17 protein-coding genes are annotated in these 18,914 nt (G+C 44.6%); 12 read left to right on the top strand and 5 right to left on the bottom strand.

Going from position 1 to position 18,914, the window contains the following annotated elements; all coding sequences use genetic code 11:
- Positions 1-1,216 precede the first annotated feature (1,216 nt).
- Positions 1,217-3,187, top strand: coding sequence for a replication initiator protein RctB domain-containing protein (locus R7Q47_RS00545; RefSeq protein ID WP_104980284.1), 1,971 nt, complete (start codon positions 1,217-1,219; stop codon positions 3,185-3,187).
- Between the two features lie 289 nt (positions 3,188-3,476).
- On the opposite strand, the gene R7Q47_RS00540 is transcribed toward R7Q47_RS00545, so the two are convergent.
- Genes R7Q47_RS00540 through R7Q47_RS00530 form a run of 3 tightly spaced genes read right to left on the bottom strand, consistent with a single transcriptional unit; the run spans position 3,477 to position 5,727 of the window.
- Positions 3,477-3,944: a transcriptional regulator gene (locus R7Q47_RS00540; protein WP_065275567.1), complete on the bottom strand. Its 468-nt coding sequence runs from the start codon at positions 3,942-3,944 to the stop codon at positions 3,477-3,479.
- On the bottom strand, positions 3,944-4,876 hold the full coding sequence (locus R7Q47_RS00535; protein ID WP_104980285.1) for an ATP-binding cassette domain-containing protein: 933 nt from the start codon (positions 4,874-4,876) through the stop codon (positions 3,944-3,946). The genes R7Q47_RS00540 and R7Q47_RS00535 overlap by 1 nt, the downstream gene beginning before the upstream one ends.
- A gap of 2 nt (positions 4,877-4,878) precedes the next feature.
- On the bottom strand, positions 4,879-5,727 hold the full coding sequence (locus tag R7Q47_RS00530; protein WP_005374497.1) for an ABC transporter ATP-binding protein: 849 nt from the start codon (positions 5,725-5,727) through the stop codon (positions 4,879-4,881).
- Positions 5,728-6,088: 361 nt separating this feature from the next.
- On the opposite strand from R7Q47_RS00530, the gene R7Q47_RS00525 reads away from it, so the two are divergent.
- Complete coding sequence (locus R7Q47_RS00525) at positions 6,089-6,286, top strand: PA3496 family putative envelope integrity protein (RefSeq protein ID WP_005374493.1); 198 nt, start codon at positions 6,089-6,091, stop codon at positions 6,284-6,286.
- Between the two features lie 238 nt (positions 6,287-6,524).
- Positions 6,525-7,586, top strand: a complete 1,062-nt coding sequence (gene ribA / locus R7Q47_RS00520; protein ID WP_017635221.1) for a GTP cyclohydrolase II — start codon at positions 6,525-6,527, stop codon at positions 7,584-7,586.
- A gap of 68 nt (positions 7,587-7,654) precedes the next feature.
- Here ribA and R7Q47_RS00515 read toward each other — a convergent pair whose 3' ends face one another.
- On the bottom strand, positions 7,655-8,410 hold the full coding sequence (locus R7Q47_RS00515) for a substrate-binding periplasmic protein (protein ID WP_005383196.1): 756 nt from the start codon (positions 8,408-8,410) through the stop codon (positions 7,655-7,657).
- 68 nt (positions 8,411-8,478) lie between these two features.
- Here R7Q47_RS00515 and R7Q47_RS00510 point away from each other — a divergent pair, with 68 nt between their 5' ends.
- The 3 genes from R7Q47_RS00510 (at position 8,479) to R7Q47_RS00500 (ending at position 11,539) form a co-directional block, all read left to right on the top strand.
- On the top strand, positions 8,479-10,377 hold the full coding sequence (locus R7Q47_RS00510; RefSeq protein ID WP_104980287.1) for an ATP-binding protein: 1,899 nt from the start codon (positions 8,479-8,481) through the stop codon (positions 10,375-10,377).
- 100 nt (positions 10,378-10,477) lie between these two features.
- Positions 10,478-10,687 carry a DUF3283 family protein gene (locus tag R7Q47_RS00505; RefSeq protein ID WP_005374484.1) on the top strand — a complete coding sequence of 70 codons (210 nt, stop codon included), beginning with the start codon at positions 10,478-10,480 and terminating at the stop codon, positions 10,685-10,687.
- A 135-nt stretch (positions 10,688-10,822) separates the two neighbouring features.
- The gene (locus R7Q47_RS00500; protein ID WP_005374482.1) at positions 10,823-11,539 is read left to right on the top strand and encodes a YebC/PmpR family DNA-binding transcriptional regulator; all 717 of its coding nucleotides are present in this window, start codon (positions 10,823-10,825) and stop codon (positions 11,537-11,539) included.
- Between the two features lie 72 nt (positions 11,540-11,611).
- Here the strand turns inward: R7Q47_RS00500 and rodA are convergent, their stop codons facing one another.
- Entirely contained in the window at positions 11,612-12,694 is a 1,083-nt protein-coding gene (gene rodA, locus R7Q47_RS00495; protein ID WP_104980289.1) for a rod shape-determining protein RodA, read from the bottom strand.
- A 392-nt stretch (positions 12,695-13,086) separates the two neighbouring features.
- Between rodA and R7Q47_RS00490 the strand changes: the two genes are divergently transcribed.
- Genes R7Q47_RS00490 through R7Q47_RS00465 form a run of 6 tightly spaced genes read left to right on the top strand, consistent with a single transcriptional unit; the run spans position 13,087 to position 18,912 of the window.
- Positions 13,087-13,755 carry a hypothetical protein gene (locus R7Q47_RS00490; RefSeq protein WP_104980291.1) on the top strand — a complete coding sequence of 223 codons (669 nt, stop codon included), beginning with the start codon at positions 13,087-13,089 and terminating at the stop codon, positions 13,753-13,755.
- Positions 13,756-13,764: 9 nt separating this feature from the next.
- On the top strand, positions 13,765-14,463 hold the full coding sequence (locus tag R7Q47_RS00485; protein ID WP_248486075.1) for an ABC transporter ATP-binding protein: 699 nt from the start codon (positions 13,765-13,767) through the stop codon (positions 14,461-14,463).
- Entirely contained in the window at positions 14,451-15,719 is a 1,269-nt protein-coding gene (locus R7Q47_RS00480) for an ABC transporter permease (protein WP_248486073.1), read from the top strand. The genes R7Q47_RS00485 and R7Q47_RS00480 overlap by 13 nt, the downstream gene beginning before the upstream one ends.
- Entirely contained in the window at positions 15,712-16,497 is a 786-nt protein-coding gene (locus tag R7Q47_RS00475) for an outer membrane lipoprotein-sorting protein (protein ID WP_054575276.1), read from the top strand. The genes R7Q47_RS00480 and R7Q47_RS00475 overlap by 8 nt, the downstream gene beginning before the upstream one ends.
- A gap of 45 nt (positions 16,498-16,542) precedes the next feature.
- Positions 16,543-17,889, top strand: a complete 1,347-nt coding sequence (locus R7Q47_RS00470; protein ID WP_154204105.1) for a hypothetical protein — start codon at positions 16,543-16,545, stop codon at positions 17,887-17,889.
- Positions 17,890-18,912 (top strand): sensor histidine kinase, encoded by a 1,023-nt coding sequence (locus tag R7Q47_RS00465; protein ID WP_182016059.1) that lies wholly within the window; start codon positions 17,890-17,892, stop codon positions 18,910-18,912.
- Positions 18,913-18,914: the final 2 nt, after the last annotated feature.

Raw genomic sequence — 18,914 nt, 5'->3', positions numbered from 1 at the left:
TATAATTGCAATTGTACAGCAGTAAAGACCAAAAACAACAAAAAGGTGCACGAACATTTTGAATTACCATCACATAAAAAAACACCCAAATCGACGCTTTTATGATTTATGGTCAAAAAGATAACTATTTTTAATCAAATAATCTTCTCATAAGTGGACACCTAAACTTAAAAATAAAAAGTGTTACAGTGTCACTCATTTACAATGTAAATCAATTTTCTACCGGAACGATTATAATCTTAAGCTAAATTACGGGTTATGTTAGACCAACCTAATTTAAACGATAAATAGTAAGTAATATCGGAACAATAAAGACCTGAACACCTTGATCATGTCTCCGAGCAAAATAGGGCAGTTCCAGCGAAACATCTATGGAAGTATGATCAAGGTATGCTTATGATCATGCTTCCGTGTTAATAAGCAAATCCGAAAGCATGATCATGGAAAAATAGAGCAGAGTACGGTGTAAACACGCAAATAAAATAAGATCCATTAATCGGAAATATGATCAAGCCTTAGAATCTCTCGGAAGCATGAGTTTTCTTCTCTGATTTACGGTTGAGTGCAGACAGAATGGGGGATTGAGCAGAAATTGACGTTATAGAAGCCGGAACAATGAAATTGCTCAAGTTGCTATGATAAATCACGCTCTCATGATCATGCTTCCTGTAAATAAGCAGAGACTAGGATTTACTTCTAAATATGAGCGACTTGAATGTATTTTAATCAGATGAGTGATATCTCATCAATATGGGCGCCAGAACGATAGATATATTGGCTCTTGATCATCGATCCGAGTATAAATAACATCACCAATGCACAATATAATCATCGTGAAGATCATTATTAAATACTGCATCTGTGGATAACCTGTAAAAACATCATGATCATCGTTTCAAGACTCTTTTGATCATCTTTTCATAACCTTAATGATCATGCTTACGAATAAATATGATCATGCTTTCAGGTTATTGTTGATCATACTTTCAGACTTCTTATGATCATAGTTCCGAAATACATGGAAATAATAGTCTTATAGAACAAAAGCTTAGCTAGAAATCTCAAGCCAGATCATTAGATCATATAATCAATTAAGATCAGATTAATCAAAAAGATCAGTTATTTAAAAAACAATCTTTTTTCTTTATTTATGATCTGTTTTTCTTTATTCTTCGGAACCATAGCACAACTACGGCTAGTGTGATCTGGATCTAAAATGACGGCTGATGAAAAAATTCTGATTAAAGCACCGAGAAGCCACAAAGATGGCCATCTTTTTGAGGTACATGAATCCTCTGCGGATTGGGTAGAGCAGTACCAACATTTCAAAGGGGTGACCAAAAGCATCTTAGAGTTGCTTAATCTGATCTCATTACGAGGCTTCAGCAGCAAGGATGGTCTGGTTTCAACCACAGAGATTGTGGAAGCAACAGATGGGCAACTCACACGTGCAGCTCTGCAACAACGTTTGCGCGCGGCAGTAAATATTGGTTTATTTACTCAAACTCCAGTGCGTTTTGAAGAGGGACTTGCTGGTAAAACGATGCTACATAAATTTGTGAATCCCAATAAGCTTATATCTGTGTTGGGAGCAACAAGTCTTGTTACCGACAAAGTTCGCCAGAACGAGAAACAAAAACGTTCGAAAGCATTGGCTCAGACTCAAGTAAACAAACGTTTGTTGAATGAGCACGGGTTAAACACACCTCCCACGATGAAAGATGAAGCCGATCAATTTGTTGTATCTCCAACAAATTGGGCTGGGATCATTGACCAAGCACTTGCGCCACCAAGAACTCGAAAAAGTTATCAGAAATCCATGGTGTCGATCTCTGGCACAAAAGCCGTTATTGAGACGCGATCATCCAAAAATATCATGACTGTGGATGATCTCATGACCCTGTTCGCTCTCTTCACGTTAACGGTTCAGTATCATGATCATCACAAAGATCAGTATCAGCTTGATGCTGCTCACGTACCAAACAAAACGCCGCTATACATCACTGATATTTTGTCGCTCAGAGGCAAAAAAGACAGTGGCCCAGCTCGTGATTCCATTCGCGATAGCATTGATCGCATTGAATTCACTGATTTTCAGCTCCATGAACTTACTGGACGTTGGCTAAGTGAAAACATGCCAGAGGGCTTCAAAAGTGATCGTTTTCGTTTTCTTGCACGAACCATCACAGCCTCTGAAGAGGCACCTGTGGAGGGAAGCGATGGTGAAATTCGTATCAAGCCAAACTTATATATTTTAGTTTGGGAACCTTCGTTTTATGAAGAGCTGTTAACACGCGATTATTTCTTCTTGTTTCCGCCAGAGATCTTGAAACAACATACGTTGGTGTTTCAACTGTACTCTTTCTTCCGTAGTCGCATGGTTCGTCGTCACACGGATTGCATGCTACTGAGTGAGTTAAATCAGAAGCTTGCACGTAACATTGAATGGCGTCGGTTCTCCATGGATCTGATCCGTGAGCTGAAACGCTTGTCAGACGGCAAAGGGACAGACGATCTTTTTGTGGTGAACTTATGGGGCTATCACTTAACGATCGAAACTATGATCGAGAATGATAAAGTGATGGATTACCAGATCGACATCAAATGTGACGTCGAAGAGGTGCTGCGTTACTCACGTGCTCGTACAACCAACGCAGGCAAGCGCAACATGGCGCCTACGCTGCCAAACCCGCTTCGTAATGAGATGGTAACCCGACAGCAGCTTGAGGAGCTCTCAGGCATCATAGACGGCGAATTTGAGCCCATTCAACGCAAAGCACCGTCTCCAAGAGGAAATTTAGGGCGACGCGTGAAGCAAAGAAAACATTTGGTAGAGATCAATGCTGATGAGATCACCATTACTCTATCTAAATATACCTCACCAGAGGCTCTAGAACGCAGTATAACGGCTTTGTCTGCGATGACAGGGCACTCCTATGCCTCAATCAAAGAAGAGTGCTCAGATTACATAGAGAAGCTCGATTGGCTAAGGGTAGGGGATGAGCCGATTCCTTATGAGACATTAAGTAAAACCGTCGAGCTGTTTAACACCCAGAACGATGTTAAGCATCTTACCATCGAGCGCTTGATTGCGGGGTTAGCGGTGCGTCGGAAAGTTTGTCGTCAAATCTTCGATGGTCACATGGATGAAATGGTATTTCGTGCCTTGGATGAAATGGCGATTTAAAAGTGTCGCTTGATGTGTATCAAGCTATAGGTGTGATGTATCGGTTTGAAATGTAACAATGTCTTTCGATGATAAAAAACAGACTTAACTCTTACAAACCACTGACATTAGAAGCCAAGCCTAATACTACTATTTATCCCGAATAGACAACCTTTTGTCCTTTCTGATGATTAATAGATTGGCTCATATTGTTACATTCATTCTGAATAGACTTCGCGAGTTTCTCCTCAGGAAACTCGCTTTTTTTTGCCTAAAATTCCGCTAATTAAGCCTTGATCATTTTTCCGGACTAATGAGGTAAACCTTGATCATGCTTCTTGGATTCATTCCAGTGTAATGAACGCATCAACGCAACATGTGATTCGATTAAGCTATGGGCTTGTTCCTGCCACTTGTTTTGATCACACTGCTGATTACAAAACTCTAACGCCACAACGGTGAGATGCTGAAGTCGTCTCAAACACCAATCTTTGATCAGAATATCAGTCGAGACTTGGCATGCTGCTTGTTCAAGCTTTGCACTCGTATAAAGCAAGGTTTGATATGCTTTCTGAGGGTCTTGGTACCTTGCATGTTGAAACACGCGTAAACATCCATCCAACCAGCAAGCAATCGCTTTACTTTGAAGATCACTCAATTCGGGTCCAAACACGTCATCAGGCACCTGATATAAGATCGTTTCCAATTTTTCTACTTGATCATGTTTCCGCTGTTCGTACCACATGGCGATTTGATCTTGCCAAGTACTCAAATCCATTACGCTGCCTCAGTCCATTGTTTTACATAGTGATTTGGCCCTATTTGATCAAATTCGTCGACAATTATGCTGCTACGTTGACGAATTTCATCGGCATCTATCGAATAGTTTGGCTCATTTTTCACTAAGTTACCAAAAGGTAAGTCAGGATCAGGAACGGCAGAAATCAACAGCTTAGTATAAGGATGCTGCGGATTCTTAAGTATTGAATGAGTGTCGCCCCATTCAACGATTTGCCCTTTGTACATTACTGCGGTTTCTTCCGCGATGTAGTGCGCAGTCGCCAGATCATGAGTGATGTATAAAAAACCAATTCCCAGCTCTTGCTTCATTCGTTGCATTAAATTCAACACTCCCAAGCGAATAGAAACATCCAGCATAGACGTAGGCTCATCCGCAAGAATGATTTGCGAACCTACCGCTAAAGCCCTTGCTAAGTTTACTCGCTGACGTTGCCCACCACTGAGTTCGTGAGGGAACTTATTCAATGTCTCTTCAGGTAGTTCCACCAGCTTTAGGAGCTCTTCCAAGCGGGCTGGGATGTCGCGCGCGTTTTTGACTTGTTTATGAATTTTTAAAGGACGTGTTAGGTGATGGCGAATGGTATGAGTTGGATTGAGAGAGCCAAACGGATCTTGAAACACCATTTGTACTTTACTGCGATATTCTTGTAGAGCCGATCGTGACGTGATCTCATTTATGTCAGTGCCATTGAAAAGGATCTCGCCTTGCGTTGCTGGATAGACTTTGGTTATTAAACGAGCGCAAGTACTCTTACCGCAGCCTGACTCTCCAACCAAAGCCAAGGTTTTTCCTGCGTACAGATCAAAAGTCACTCCTTGAAGCGCACGAAAGGTTTCCTCTTTCGCTAAACCACCGCCCACTTTGAATTCTTTAATCACATTTTTCATTTGGATGATAGGCTGGCTCATGGTTACGCTCCTTGTAACTCTGGTTGTTTGTGGACGTCATGGATGTTTGGGAAAGAAGCCCATAGCTTTTGCGTGTAGGGGTGTTGAGGATGATTGCGTATATCGTATGCTCGATTGACTTCGACGATTTCTCCGTGACGCATGATTGCAATTCGATCACATAGTTGGCTCATGAGTGCCAGGTCATGAGTGATAAAGAGGACTGAAAAACCGAACTCATCTCTAAGCTGATAAATTTGCTGTAAAATTTCTCTCTGTACCACTACATCTAATGCTGTTGTGGGTTCATCCATAATGATCAGTTTTGGATTTAGAGACAAAGCAATGGCTATCACCAAGCGCTGACGCATTCCTCCTGAAAATTGATGAGGATATTCTGCTAAGCGTTCTCGAGGAATATTGACCAAGTCCAACAACTTTTCTGCTCTATCTTTTGCTTGAGCGTTAGTGAGGCCTTGATGATGTCGTAACACATCTGCAAATTGCTCTTGTATCGTTAAGACAGGGTTGAGTGAGTTCATCGCGCTCTGGAACACCATGGCGATTTCACTCCACCTTAGAGCGGTCAGTTCAGAGTCTGAGATACTAAGGATATCTTTGCCATCAAACCATATTTTACCGCCAGAAATGAACGCTGGCGGCTTATGAAGACGATTTATTGAGAATGCGATTGTGCTTTTACCACATCCAGATTCACCGGCAAGACCAAATACTTCGCCTTTGCCGATATCAAAGCTGACGGACTTTACCGCATTAAAATCACCATTATCAGTGATGTAATCGACGCACAAATCTCGGATCTGGATGACCGGGTCATTGTGGTATGCATGACTTAAGTTAATACCATCCATATAAACACCTTACCAATCTAAAAGATAATTATTATCATTATCAGGTGTGGCGGTTTTTAGAAAGTATCAAACTATGAATCAGTGAAGTGACTCGAAAGTTAGGTGAAACAGGAAGTGGTGTAATGCGTCGTTGATAAAACTAAAGAAGAGCAGAATTGAGAGCTAGATCAGCACACTTTTCGTAGGGGGAATTACTCAAATTTAATCGTAAATTTGTCCCTTGGCAAAACTTAAATGATGAATCTATTAAGGAGTTAGCGAAAGGGCGGGAGGGGTCACATTTCCCTACAGTTTTTCTTACCACCTTGTTCCGGTTTTGCTATAGATTACGCATCGAAAACATGGTGTGTTCGGAGGAAATATGTCCATTAATTCTATCGACCATGACGAGATGACCAACATCGCTCACAAATGGGAATTACCTGATGAGGAAACCGTTGTGAAGCCGGAGAAAACAGTGAAATCAGCAGAAGCCAGAAGACGCATTGAAGCGTTACGTGAGATCCGTGAAAGTGGGTTGACCATTGAAGAAGCAAGGGAGCTTGGCTTGATACACTGATCGCCTCAGGTTGGTTTAGCAACCCATAGGGTAGTCGACGGACTGCCCTTTTTATTTTTTCACTCTATTACTCTCTTATTCAAACTCTCCATTTATCTGTCTTGCGCCTCAAAAGCACGAGTTTCACACTCACGTCCCGTCCCGAAGAAGTTTGACAATCTGACCTTGTGTTACTAGATATATCAGTAGCGATATGCTTTTTGTTGATTATCGCAACCACAAAGCAAGGAGCGCAAGTATGGTTGATCAAATCCTTTTTTATGAGCCCGATGAGCCCCACGGTTTTCTCTCAAATTTTTGCCATGCCCCAGTCAATATCTCCTCCCAAACTTGGCCCACCAGCGAACATTATTACCAAGCCCAAAAGTTTCTCGATGCTCAGTTGCAAAGTAAAATTCAGCACGCAAGCACCCCTGACGAAGCGTTTGCTTTAAGCCGCAAATACGAACACTTTGTCAGAAGCGATTGGGACGATATAAAGTTGGCTGTTATGGCTTTCATCGTTAGGGAAAAGTTTCTACAAAATCCACCATTAGCGCAGCAATTAATGAGAACGGGTAACGCTTGCCTAACAGAGCATTCTCATAAAGATGCCTTTTGGGGAGACGGGGGAGATGGTAAAGGAGAAAATCATCTAGGAGAGATTCTGATGAATGTGCGGGCAGAGCTGAGACATGTTGAGCCTTACAATCTCGTGAAGTTTATCGATAAAGCCAAATTGCCCACCCAGTGGGGCACATTTATGATGTACGGCTTTATTGAAGCCGCGACAAATAAAGAGCATCTTGCTCTGGTCTATGGTGAGCCAACAAAAAGTGCTGCTCCACTTATTCGGTTGCATTCGGAGTGTCTTACAGGAGATGCTCTATTTAGCACGCGTTGTGACTGTGGTTTTCAGCTTAATAGAGCGCTACAAAACATCGTCAAAGAGGGATGTGGCGTGCTGCTTTATTTACGTCAAGAAGGGCGTGGAATCGGCTTGATTAATAAAATTCGTGCCTATCACTTACAAGATGATGGCGCAGATACCGTGGAAGCAAATGAGCGTTTAGGTTTTGCCGCTGATATGCGTGATTACGCGTTCTGTAAAGGAATGCTAGAGCATTTGGGGATTGACGCTGTGCGTCTAATGACGAATAACCCACGCAAGCTCGCCGCCTTAAAAGCGGTTGATATTAACGTCATTGAACGAGTGCCATTACAAGAAGGGAATAACCCAAGTAATCAACATTACCTGCAAACCAAGGCGAGTAAATTGGGGCACATGTTTGATCCTAAGTTTGTTAACCACACTAAGTAAGTGCTACAGATCTCCCAGAAACAAAAACGCCAACGTATCATCGTTGGCGTTTTTGTTAATGATTTGATTCATTGATACTTTTGAATGATTTCATCAATTTCCCCTGAGGTTTTTAATTCAACGAGTCGTGTATTGATGTAATTTTGAGTTTCTGGTTGCATTTGAGGTGAAAAAGCTAGGTAGATTGAGTAGTCAGGAATAACCGAGCTGAAAGGCTGTATCTGAAAATTCTCCAACGGCAAATTGAGTCGCTTTAAGTTGTAAAGGACTCGGGATTCCATCTCGACAAAAGCTGTATCTCCAGGGGTTCGGCTTATCACTCGGTATGCGGCGTTGTAGTCTTTCACGCGCATTTCATTGACACTGCCATTTTCAAAGAACGGTGTTAAATTTGGATAATCAAACCCCAGCAGTAATACAATAGAACGACCATGCATGGTATCCATATTTTTGAATTCTAAAGGCTTCTCGCTACTCGACACCAGTACATGTTTTACAGTGTAAATGGGCTCCTCAGATAAATTTTCCGACTGCACCTTGCCCCAGTTCGGGCTGCCATAAGTTAACCAGTTTGGCTCAGCGCCTTCTTCCAATATGGAAATCATACGTTTAAATGGATAAGTATGATAATTCACTTGGTAATCCGACTCCGCGAAGATAGCGCTGACGATATCGGTCACAATTCCGGAGTGCATTTGTCCCTGTTGTTCAATTTGAAATGGTCGAGCTTGTTCAGCAATGACGTAATAGTTCACTTGATTTGCGGTCACATGAGAACTTACAACAATTAAGCTAAAAGCCAATCTAAGTAGAAGTCTTTTCATCGTATCCTCGATTATTATTTGTGCGTAGCTATATTTAGAGTAGCGCAAGTTTATCGGAGCGGTTTCATATGGATGAAAAAGAGCGATCTCAACGTCGTTTTAGTATCGGCAACCAACTTATGTTGGCGGTATTAACGTTGAGTTTAATCTTTACGGTCATCATTTCTACAGTGAGCTTATATCGAGTTTTTCACGAAGATTTAGCCCATTTAGATGTTGAATTAAAGCAGGTTGAGTCTAGCTATTTATCGAGTTTTTCTGCGAGTTTGTGGGTAGAGGATAGGGAGCTGTTGCTGACACAAGCTCAAGGTGCAATGCGTATGCCCTCGGTGGACTACTTACGTATTGCTAGTGAAGACGAAGTTATCATTGAATTAGGTTCGGCGCTTTCTGAGGATGTTGTCGAGAGAAGCTGGTCGATGCAGTATCGGGTCGGCGATAAAACGTATGATCTCGCGATATTAACGGTTCAATCGGATCTTAGCGCGATATATGAAGATCTTTGGCAGCAGTTCTTTTTTCTACTTACGACAGAAGCGATCAAAATTCTTGTCCTCATCATTGGTGTTCTTTGGGTGGCGTTTCGCTTGTTGGTCAATCCGTTACAATTGCTGTCTGGTGCGGTGAGCGATTTTCGTGGCGGTACAGTGCCGAGTAAAGTGACTCTCCCTAAACGATGGTGCTTTGATGAAGTGAGTGTTTTGGCAGAGAAATACAACCGAAGTGTTGAGAAAGTGAAAGAGCACCAGACTGAGTTAGAGGCTGAACGCGATAGGGCAGAAGTCGCTAATCGTAAGAAAAGTGAGTTTCTTGCCACTATGAGTCATGAGATCCGCACACCGATGAATGGCATTATTGGTGTGTCGTCGTTGCTCAATGACACCGACCTCGATCCCCAGCAAAAAGAGTTTGTAGAGATCATTGACAGTTCTTCTCACTCACTAATGACGATCATCGACGACATTTTGGACTTCTCTAAAGTTGAAGCTGGCAAAGTAGAGCTAGAATACACGAGCTATGATCTTCGCGAGCTACTTGACGATGTCATCAGTTTACATAGTGTCAAAGCCAAGCAGAAAAACTTACAGCTGCTCAGCGATATTGATCCTCACTTGCCAACGGAAGTGCAAGGTGATGCCACACGATTGAAACAAGTTCTGAACAATTTGTTGAGCAACGCGATTAAATTTACCGAGCGCGGCCATGTGAAGCTTCTTGTAGCGTTATCTCGACTTGATGGAGAGACCGCTCATATCCGGTTTCGAGTTGTGGATTCTGGTATTGGTATTGCGAAAGAGCACCAACAAGCAATCTTCGAACGCTTCCAACAAGCTGATGGTAGTACCACCAGAAAGTATGGTGGGACAGGGCTTGGTTTGGCGATAGCTGCACAGTTGGTTAACTTGATGGGAGGGGAAATACAACTAACAAGTGAGCTTGGGCTGGGAAGCTGTTTTGAATTTTCGATTCCTGTTGCTGTAATAAATGCGCAATCGACCTATACCGACCAACTTAATGTATTAGATTTCCGGAAAGCGGAAGACAACGAAATCAGCCCTCAAGATAACGATAAACCTTGGGTATTGGTTGTTGAAGATACCATCGTCAATCAGAAGGTAGTTCGCATCATGTTAGAAAAACTGGGTGTGCGAGTGAGTGTCGCCAACCATGGCGAAGAAGCATTGCAGCTGTGTGATCAGCAGCCTTTCGATTTGATTTTTATGGACTGCCAAATGCCTGTGATGGATGGGTTTATTGCTACGGAGCGAATTCGAAAAATGGGAGAGTGGGGGAAACACGTTCCAATTATTGCGCTAAGTGCCAATGTCATTAAAGAGGATCAGCAACATTGCTTCGATGTTGGGATGAACGAGTTCGTGGCTAAACCCGTTACCAAGACTCGATTACAACAAATATTCGAACAGCATTTACCAAAAGCACTGAAAATCAGCGCTGTGCCTAAATAGTTAACTTGAAATCGATCAAGTTAAGTGCGTTTCTATTCTGTAATTGTAACTCTGTGTGATATAGTGCCCGGCTAGTATTTAAAGTACCTTGAGGCTGTGAATGTCGTTTAATCTATCCCTATTGCCGCCTGACGAAAAAAACAAAATCGAACTGGATAAGCAGGCGTCGTTTTTGGTTTGGAAGCTCAGAGAGGCCAAATCTGGTCCTGAAGCAATAGAAGAACAGTTGTCCAAGATTAACGATGCTGATGAAAAGGCGTTTTTCCAGCAATCGGTCGAAAAGTACAAACGAGTAATGGGTGTCGCTTAACGCGAACCGTGGCAATGGTTCAATCCAATGCGACGAATGAGGTAACCTCCCTATTCCTTTGCTAAGCGAAATTGAAAAGGTTTCGCTTTTTGCTAAAATCCTTCGCATTAAATTTGAATTTAGAGAGACATCCCGATGGGAAGAAGTTTTGAAGTGCGCAAAGCCTCTATGGCGAAAACTGCAGGCGCGAAAATTAAAGTTTATTCCAAATACGGTAAAGAAATTTACATGTGCGCGAAAAACGGTGGTGGTGATCCAGACATGAACTTGTCTTTGAAACACCTGATCGCAAAAGCGAAAAAAGACCAAGTTCCTGCGCACGTTATCGATAAAGCGATCGACAAAGCGAACGGTGGCGGTGGTGAAGACTACACTCCTGCACGTTACGAAGGCTTCGGCCCTGGCGGTACTAGCGTTATCGTTGACTGTCTAACAGACAACGGCAACCGTACTTTCCAAGATGTACGCCAATGCTTTGTGAAAGTCGGTGCGAAAATTGGTGTTGAGGGCTCGGTTTCTCACATGTTCGACCACCAAGCTGTATTCCAGTTCAAAGGCGACGATGATGAAATCATCCTAGAAACGCTAATGATGGAAGACGTAGACGTTACTGACGTTGAGCTAGAAGACGGTGTTATCACTGTATTCGCACCTCACACAGAATTCTTCAAAACAAAAACTGCGCTTAACGGTGCATTCCCAGATCTAACGATCGATGTTGAAGAAATCACATTCGTTCCGCAAACTCATACGCCTGTATCGGGTGAAGATGCTGAGAAGTTCCAGAAATTCCTAGATCTTCTAGATGACTGTGATGATGTTCAGCAGGTTTACCACAACGCAGAGCTGTAATTAATTCGCTCATATCGTTGTAAAAAGGCTTCCTCCGGGAAGCCTTTTTTGATCGCTTTTTCTCAAGCAGAGCTATACGTTACGATATTTGGAATAACACAGCGACATGATTACACCAAAACAGATACCTTGAGTTAGCATCGCCGTGCCGCCATAGCTAAAGAAGGGAAGTGGGCTACCCATTACTGGCAACAAGCCACTCACCATGCCCGTATTGATAAAAGCATACAGAAAAAAGCTCATCGCTAATGCGCCACTTACCAGCCGACTAAAAAAGTGGTCAGACTGACATGCAAGCAACATAACGCGTGCAGTGATAAACAAGTACAATGCGAGTAAGACTAAACTGCCAACAAAGCCCCATTCTTCTGCATAGGTCGAAAAAATAAAGTCCGTATGACTTTCTGGAATAAACCCAAGTGTTCCCTGCGTTGCATTCATCCAACCTTTGCCTTTCATACCGCCTGAGCCAATCGCAATCAAAGATTGTATGATTTGGTAGCCCGAACCCAGTGGATCGGACTCAGGGTGCAAGAACTGTGTTACACGGCTCTTTTGATAGGTTTCCATAACGAAGAACCATAAAATAGGTGCTAACGTTAAAATGCTCGCAATAAACCCGCAGATTATTTTCCAGCTCATGCCAGCCAAAAACAAAACGAACAATGCATAAATGATGGTAAAAACTGCACCGTCTAAATCCGGTTGTAGCGCGATTAACCCGGCAGGAATCATTGTAATAAGTAAGCAAAACGCAATTTTCCGACTGTCTGGTCGACCTCCTTCAATATGCAGCATCCAGGCGATCATGATTGGAATGGAAAGCTTGATTAGCTCAGACGGTTGAAAGCGGAAGAAGCCGATATCGAGCCAACGTTGAGAGCCATTGGTGCTATCACCAAATAAAGCGACAGCAAGTAGTAGCGCAACCGCAATAATGTAGAGATATGGAGCTGAGCGCTGATAGCTGGACGCTGGAATCGAGGACATGACCAAGATACAAACTAATGTCAGTCCGCAGCGCGCCAAATGTTTGAAGAGCATCGCCTCATTAAAGCTACTGGCACTCCAGAGAGTGAGCGAACTTAACAGCATGATCGGAATGATCGCCATGAGCAGTGGCAAATCAACTCTTGGGAAATAACGCTTATTCATTTTCAACGACCTAATAACGCACCTATTTTGAGTGCGAAAACAACTAAAACTCGAAGAGTTCAAACTATTCCGATGCTAAGAATCTCGATTTGGAAACAACAGACACCATGCAAAGGTGTGTAAGAAAGGAGAGTGCGCACTGTCTGTTATGGGTAGTTGTGGGATGGATAAATACACTAGCCTCAGATTTTAAGCCAGTGTTTTTATTGTGACTGCCGTAAAAATGTAGCGTTACGAATGAACGGAATTGTATTTTCTGTTTAAGTGAATGTCATTCATCCTCTCTCAATACCATTCACTCTGCATAACTGCCATTGGTCGCATGCAAAAGCAGCGTGCGATCTTCTCCCTTAATCTGAAACCATCAAATCACGTTCAACTAAGGACAGTACATGATGGTTTCTCAATTTCGCTCAATCAAAGCTCTTAAACTGGCAAGTACCTTTATCGCCGCATTTGCACTCAGCAGCAATCTGACTCTGGCTAACCCAAGCGAGCGCACACTCAGTCAATTCAACCAAGCGGCGCAGGGTGACTCTGGTTTAGTTGATACCGTTTACGGCGAATTATCCAAACAACTTGAAGAGCAGGGCGCTACGCCGGTGACTTTGGTGTATTTAGGCAGTGCAGAGACGTTGCAAGGTCGTGAGGCGTTTATGCCTTGGAACAAGATGAAGTTCACCGAGCGCGGTCTTGCCACAATCCAAAAAGGTTTGGACCTAATGGCGAATCAGCCAGTACCACTGCAAGAGCAACAACGCTTACAAGGTTTGCCGGAATATCAACTAGCCACCGCTATGGCAGCTACTACGTTTACCTCTCTGCCAGACATGTTCAATCACTTTGAGCGTGGCTACGAGCTGTACCTTTCTCTGCTCGATGAACCGAGTTTTAGTCAGCAACCTTTCGCGGCTACTTCGTGGATTTACCGTTATGCCATTGAAGCGGCACTGCGCGCTGAAGATGTTCAACAAGCCAAAATATGGTTAGCGCAAATGGAGCAATTGGGCGACAGCAATCTAGAAACGCAAACCGCGAAAGCGTTGCTAGCCAAGTATTAGGGAGGCGTCATGATCGTTTTTAATCAACTCAGTCGCGATTACGCCCTTGGCAACCAAACGGTGCGTGCATTGCGAGACGTGTCTGGTGAAGTGTTTGCCGGCGAAATGGTGGCATTGTGCGGGCCGTCTGGTTCAGGCAAAAGCACCTTACTTAATGTGCTTGGCATGCTGGATACTCAATACCAAGGTCAGGTGACATTTGCAGGCAGCCCATACCCAACCGGACAAATGCAGGCTGCAAAAATGCGCCGTGAAAAGCTTGGTTTTGTGTTCCAAAAATTCAATCTTGTCCCCGTGATGACGGCGCTAGAGAACGTGGCTTATCCGCTACACCTCAACGGCTTTTCAAAAGCAGAACAAACCGAGCTCGCCACACAAATACTAGAACACGTTGGCTTGGGTGAGTTTATTCATCACATGCCCGATAACTTGTCGGGCGGTCAGCAGCAGCGTGTGGCAATTGCTCGTGCGTTAGTACACAAACCGGCGTTGGTGATTGCCGATGAGCCAACTGCAAGTCTTGATAGTCAAACTGCTAACAAGGTCATCGACATTATGAAAGGGCTCGGACACGAGCTTGGCACCACTTTTATTGTCGCTACACACGACCCTCGTATGGCATCCCGCTGTGATCGCACCATTGAATTGGTGGATGGCAAGATTACCCAAACGCACGCAAGTGTGGAGGAGGTTTCATGGGCAAGCTAATTCCTGTTTCGGTTCGCCTTGCTTGGTTGAACCTGCAACGTAATCGTCGTCGCAGTTTGTTGTCGATGCTGATCATCGCTATTACCGTGTTTGCGTTAACCAGTGCGGGCGGTTTTGGTCTGTACACCTATGACAGTTTGAAAGAATCGACAGCGCGTGACACGGGGCATCTGACGTTAACCACTCCGGGTTACTTCGCTAAAGAAGAAGAGATGCCACTGAGTAACGGTTTAACTCATGCAGACGACATTACCAAGCAATTGATTGGCTTAAACGAAGTGCGAGGCGTGCAGCCACGAGTTGAGTTCAGCGGTTTGATTTCCAACGGCAACAAGTCCTCGATCTTTATCGGCATTGGCGTGAACGAACGCGAATTCGATATGAAAGGACCGTTTTTGGACGTGCGCGAAGGGCAGACGCTGTCCAACATTCATGCATCGCGTTATGACCCTACAGAGCCAGAAGTGATGCTTGGCGTTGATTTAGCGAACAACCTAAGCGTGCACGTTGGTGATTGGATTACCTTGCTGGCGACCACAACCGACGGCGCATTGAACGCGTATGACTTCAAAGTGCGTGGCATCTACTCAACAGGCGTACCTGAGCTTGATAAACGCCAGCTTTACGTACACATCAACAGCGCGCAATCGCTGCTCGGTTCAGACAAAGTCAGTGCGTTATCGGTCTTCCTGTTCGATACCAGTTTAACGAGCCAAGTCGAGCAACAAGTGGCTTCGGTTCTGAGTAAGCAAAAGCAGAACTTTGGTGATCAAGATATTGAGATTACGCCTTGGCAAGAACGTGCGTTCTTCTATCTCAAAGTGAAAGATTTGTACGACCGTATCTTCGGCATCATGGGTGCAGTGATGGCGCTGGTAGTCTTTGTCGCGCTGTTCAACACCATGACCATGTCGGTAACGGAACGCACACGTGAAATTGGCACCTTGTCAGCACTTGGTAGCTACCCTCGCGAAATTATTGCTGGGTTCTTGCGCGAAGCAGGGTTACTTGCCGTGATTGGCAGCTTAATCGGTGCTTTGTTTACGGCGCTAGTCACCGTCTTACTGATGGTCGTGGATGTGCAAATGCCGCCACCGCCAGGACGAACAGAAGGTTACCCATTAACGATTTACTTCTCTTGGGAGCTGGTGGCTATAGCTGGACTCGCAGTATTGATGATTTGTTTGGTTGCGGCGTTTTTCTCGGCACGCAAAGGGGTGAACAAGCCAATTACGGAGGCACTGATTTATGTTTAATTTCAAATCACTATTACCAATTGCATTGCTAACGGTAAATGGCGTTGCAAGCATGAATGTCAGTGCGAATGAAACAGCACTAGATGCACAGCAAGTTGCGCAATTGATTGAAAAAGCTGACAGCTACCGCTTGCAAGATGATTCCTCCAAAGTGGTGTCTCTGGTGCGCTTATATCAAGACCAAGAGTTAGATAAAACTCGCCTTTACCACGTGTACACGCGTCCAAATCGTGAATCGCTGGTGGTATTCAAATCGGCGGTTGAAGCAGGGCAAAAGATGTTGATGATGGGCGATAACTACTGGCTGCAAATGCCAAAGAGCCGCCGCCCGATTCGCATTACGCCAATGCAGAAGTTGCTTGGGGAAGCGTCTATCGGCGACATCTCAACCCTGACGTGGAGCCAAGATTATCAAGGTGAATGGAAAGCGACAGAAACCGTTTCGGTGAACGGGGAAAGTGTCGCGGCTTATCACCTTGCGTTAACCGCGAAAACCAAAGGGGCGAGCTATCAGAAGATCGACTTGTGGTTGTCTGAGCAAGATGCGTTTCCAATCAAAGCCGATCTTTACTTGCGCTCGGGCAAACTCGCCAAGCAAGCGCAATACGGACGTGCAAGCGACAACGGTGAAGACTACGTCAGTGAGATGACCTTGCTTGATAGCATTCAGCCGAGCAAAAAGACCGTTATCGAGTACCAAGAAATCGTGCCTTGGCAGCTGGATAACAAGTTCTACAACCCAAGTTATTTGCCAAAAGCCAACACGACTCAGCTTTAGTCTGAGCTTCGTAAATAGAACCATAAAAACGAGCAAGGAAGTCACATGAAACCGCACCAGCCTAACCTTAACAAAAGCACCAGTTTGTTGATTGCTGCGTCGTTGTGTGTGGGCACAGCAGCCCCAGTTTTTGCCAATGATGAGCTGAGTTTTGAGTGGGATTGGGCTGTCAGTTACGAAACGGCCAAGCAACGGGATAGCGCATTTATGCTGGCGCAGAGCAGTTCTCGTGATTCACTTAATGCACTGTTGGATGTGCAGGTGAATTATCACAACTTCAGTGGTTTGTTCGCTCTGTATAGCCAAGGTTTGTACCTCAATCAACAAGGAGAGAGTGATTGGTGGAGTGAAGCTGATAACCAACTGTTGATTAGAGAGCTGGCTTGGCTAGGGGAGTGGCAAGTCGGTGATACCACTCTTGATGTGAGTTTGGGTAAGTTACGCGTGGATTGGGGCGTGGGTTATGGCTACCGACCTTTGGATCTGTTTAAGCCTTATCGACAAAATCCTGTTGGCTTAGTAGCAGAAGAAGGTGCGGGTGTGTTTTCACTCTCACACTACGATATGGCCGGCGAGTGGACGGTGATTGCAACTGATTCAAGTTGGGGGCAACAAGACCAAAGTGCACTGGATCAAGCCGCAGAGCAGCAAGGTGTTGGTATTCGTCGTTATGCGCTGGTGGGTGACACAGAATATCAGCTGATTGGTTTTTACGATGATGTGCGCCGAGGTTTGCTTGGCGCCAGTGCCATTGCGGTGTGGGATGAATCCATCGCCATGCACGGAGCAATGCTGTGGCAAAAGCAAAGTGTCGGCTATCAGTTTCAGCAGGATGATCTCTACCAACCTGTTTCGGTTGAGGCGCAGGGCAGTGCATTCCAAGCCTTGATTGGATTGAACTGGGCAAACCAAGCCGGACACAACGTGATTGCTGAATATTGGTACGACAGCCGAGCATGGTCGAAAAACGAATGGCAACAAGCAATAGAGCGTGGTGAATTACTCTCTCGGATCCCTGATCCTAACAACTCTCTGTTGGCTAGCAGCGCTCTACTTGCGACAAGCTACGCCCAAGGGTTTCAGCATGCCAATATCGTTCAGCATAACCTAATGCTGCACTGGAGTTGGGATTTGGAAGCGTGGGCTGCATGGAACGGCAAAGCGGATATGGGCTGGTTAAGTGATGTAACCCCTACGTTGGATGTGATGCTGTCGCCACAAGATGGTGGTGTGATTGTCACGCAGTGGCTTAACTACCAATGGATTGATACCGGCGATCAAAGTGTAGAAGTGGAAGTTGCCGCACGCTTTTTAACCGGAGACGACCAATCTGCTTACGCACAAATCAATGATAAGCATATGATTGTATTTAACATCAAAGGGAAATTCTAAATGTGTTCAGCAAAATCAGTGGTGAAAAGTGGATGGCCGCGTAGCTTATTAGTGACCACGGCATTTTGTCTCTTTATCGCAGCAATGACTCTCTCGGTTTGGGGCGGTCCATTTTACATTCATGTAGCGGTTAGCTTCGGATTTGGCTATTCGGCTATCTTCTTCTCATGGTTGATTGACCGTTTGTTTCCAACCCTCCCACGTATGATAGAAGTGGTGTGTTCGCTTGTTGCCTGTTTATTGTTTGGGGTGATTAATGCGCAATTTTGGCTCGGAGAGTATTTTGGTATCTCCGATATGATCCCTGTTGGCTTAATGGGATTACTGTTTAGCGGTATGTGTTATTTCTATTTTTACTCGCGTGAGAAAGAGGCGGTTGCTCAACGAGAGTTGGAAGCCATCAAGCGCGAGAAAGCAGAGCAAGACCGTGCGCTGTTGCTGAGTCAGCTTAAGCAGATGCAAAGCCAGATTGAACCGCATTTCTTATTCAATACTTTGGCAAATATCAGCGCGCTCATGTCGCAAGATGTCGATAAAGCCAAGCTGATGCTAGAACAGTTAACCGCGCTACTGCGTGCAACGCTAAAAAGCTCACGCGAAGAACATACCACCATAGACAATGAAACGGCGTTAATTGAGGCGTACTTAGGTATTCAGCAAACCCGTTTGGGTGAGCGACTCAGTTACAAGATTGAGGTGGAAGAGGGATTAGGCAGAACCGAGCTACCGCCGATGATGCTTCAACCCTTAATCGAAAACGCCATTATCCATGGTATTGAGCCAAAGCGAGAAGGTGGTGAAGTCAGCTTGCTGATTAAGCGCGAACAGCAGAACTTGAAGATTGAAGTCAGAGACACAGGTGTTGGCTTGAATCACGTGAGTGGTCACATGGGCTCTGGCGTGGGTCTAAGTAATCTCAAGCAGCGAGTTGAAGCTTTGTTCGCAGGGCAAGGAGAGGTCTCTATCAGTGAGTCTGCTCAGGGTGGCGTTTGTGTTCGCCTTAGCTGGCCAATGGGATCGTAATC

It is taken from the genome of Vibrio sp. Vb0349 (assembly GCF_033338975.1).
The sequence above is the reverse complement of the archived record's forward strand: the minus strand, read 5'-3'. Positions and strand labels throughout refer to the sequence as shown.

What these genes read in the sequence shown, in the direction of transcription:
- R7Q47_RS00545 (WP_104980284.1), top strand. Translation starts at nt 1,217, where the DNA reads ATGACGGCTGATGAAAAAATTCTGATTAAAGCACCGAGAAGCCACAAA.
- R7Q47_RS00540 (WP_065275567.1), bottom strand. Translation starts at nt 3,944, where the DNA reads ATGGATTTGAGTACTTGGCAAGATCAAATCGCCATGTGGTACGAACAG.
- R7Q47_RS00535 (WP_104980285.1), bottom strand. Translation starts at nt 4,876, where the DNA reads ATGAGCCAGCCTATCATCCAAATGAAAAATGTGATTAAAGAATTCAAA.
- R7Q47_RS00530 (WP_005374497.1), bottom strand. Translation starts at nt 5,727, where the DNA reads ATGGATGGTATTAACTTAAGTCATGCATACCACAATGACCCGGTCATC.
- R7Q47_RS00525 (WP_005374493.1), top strand. Translation starts at nt 6,089, where the DNA reads ATGTCCATTAATTCTATCGACCATGACGAGATGACCAACATCGCTCAC.
- ribA (WP_017635221.1), top strand. Translation starts at nt 6,525, where the DNA reads ATGGTTGATCAAATCCTTTTTTATGAGCCCGATGAGCCCCACGGTTTT.
- R7Q47_RS00515 (WP_005383196.1), bottom strand. Translation starts at nt 8,410, where the DNA reads ATGAAAAGACTTCTACTTAGATTGGCTTTTAGCTTAATTGTTGTAAGT.
- R7Q47_RS00510 (WP_104980287.1), top strand. Translation starts at nt 8,479, where the DNA reads ATGGATGAAAAAGAGCGATCTCAACGTCGTTTTAGTATCGGCAACCAA.
- R7Q47_RS00505 (WP_005374484.1), top strand. Translation starts at nt 10,478, where the DNA reads ATGTCGTTTAATCTATCCCTATTGCCGCCTGACGAAAAAAACAAAATC.
- R7Q47_RS00500 (WP_005374482.1), top strand. Translation starts at nt 10,823, where the DNA reads ATGGGAAGAAGTTTTGAAGTGCGCAAAGCCTCTATGGCGAAAACTGCA.
- rodA (WP_104980289.1), bottom strand. Translation starts at nt 12,694, where the DNA reads ATGAATAAGCGTTATTTCCCAAGAGTTGATTTGCCACTGCTCATGGCG.
- R7Q47_RS00490 (WP_104980291.1), top strand. Translation starts at nt 13,087, where the DNA reads ATGATGGTTTCTCAATTTCGCTCAATCAAAGCTCTTAAACTGGCAAGT.
- R7Q47_RS00485 (WP_248486075.1), top strand. Translation starts at nt 13,765, where the DNA reads ATGATCGTTTTTAATCAACTCAGTCGCGATTACGCCCTTGGCAACCAA.
- R7Q47_RS00480 (WP_248486073.1), top strand. Translation starts at nt 14,451, where the DNA reads ATGGGCAAGCTAATTCCTGTTTCGGTTCGCCTTGCTTGGTTGAACCTG.
- R7Q47_RS00475 (WP_054575276.1), top strand. Translation starts at nt 15,712, where the DNA reads ATGTTTAATTTCAAATCACTATTACCAATTGCATTGCTAACGGTAAAT.
- R7Q47_RS00470 (WP_154204105.1), top strand. Translation starts at nt 16,543, where the DNA reads ATGAAACCGCACCAGCCTAACCTTAACAAAAGCACCAGTTTGTTGATT.
- R7Q47_RS00465 (WP_182016059.1), top strand. Translation starts at nt 17,890, where the DNA reads ATGTGTTCAGCAAAATCAGTGGTGAAAAGTGGATGGCCGCGTAGCTTA.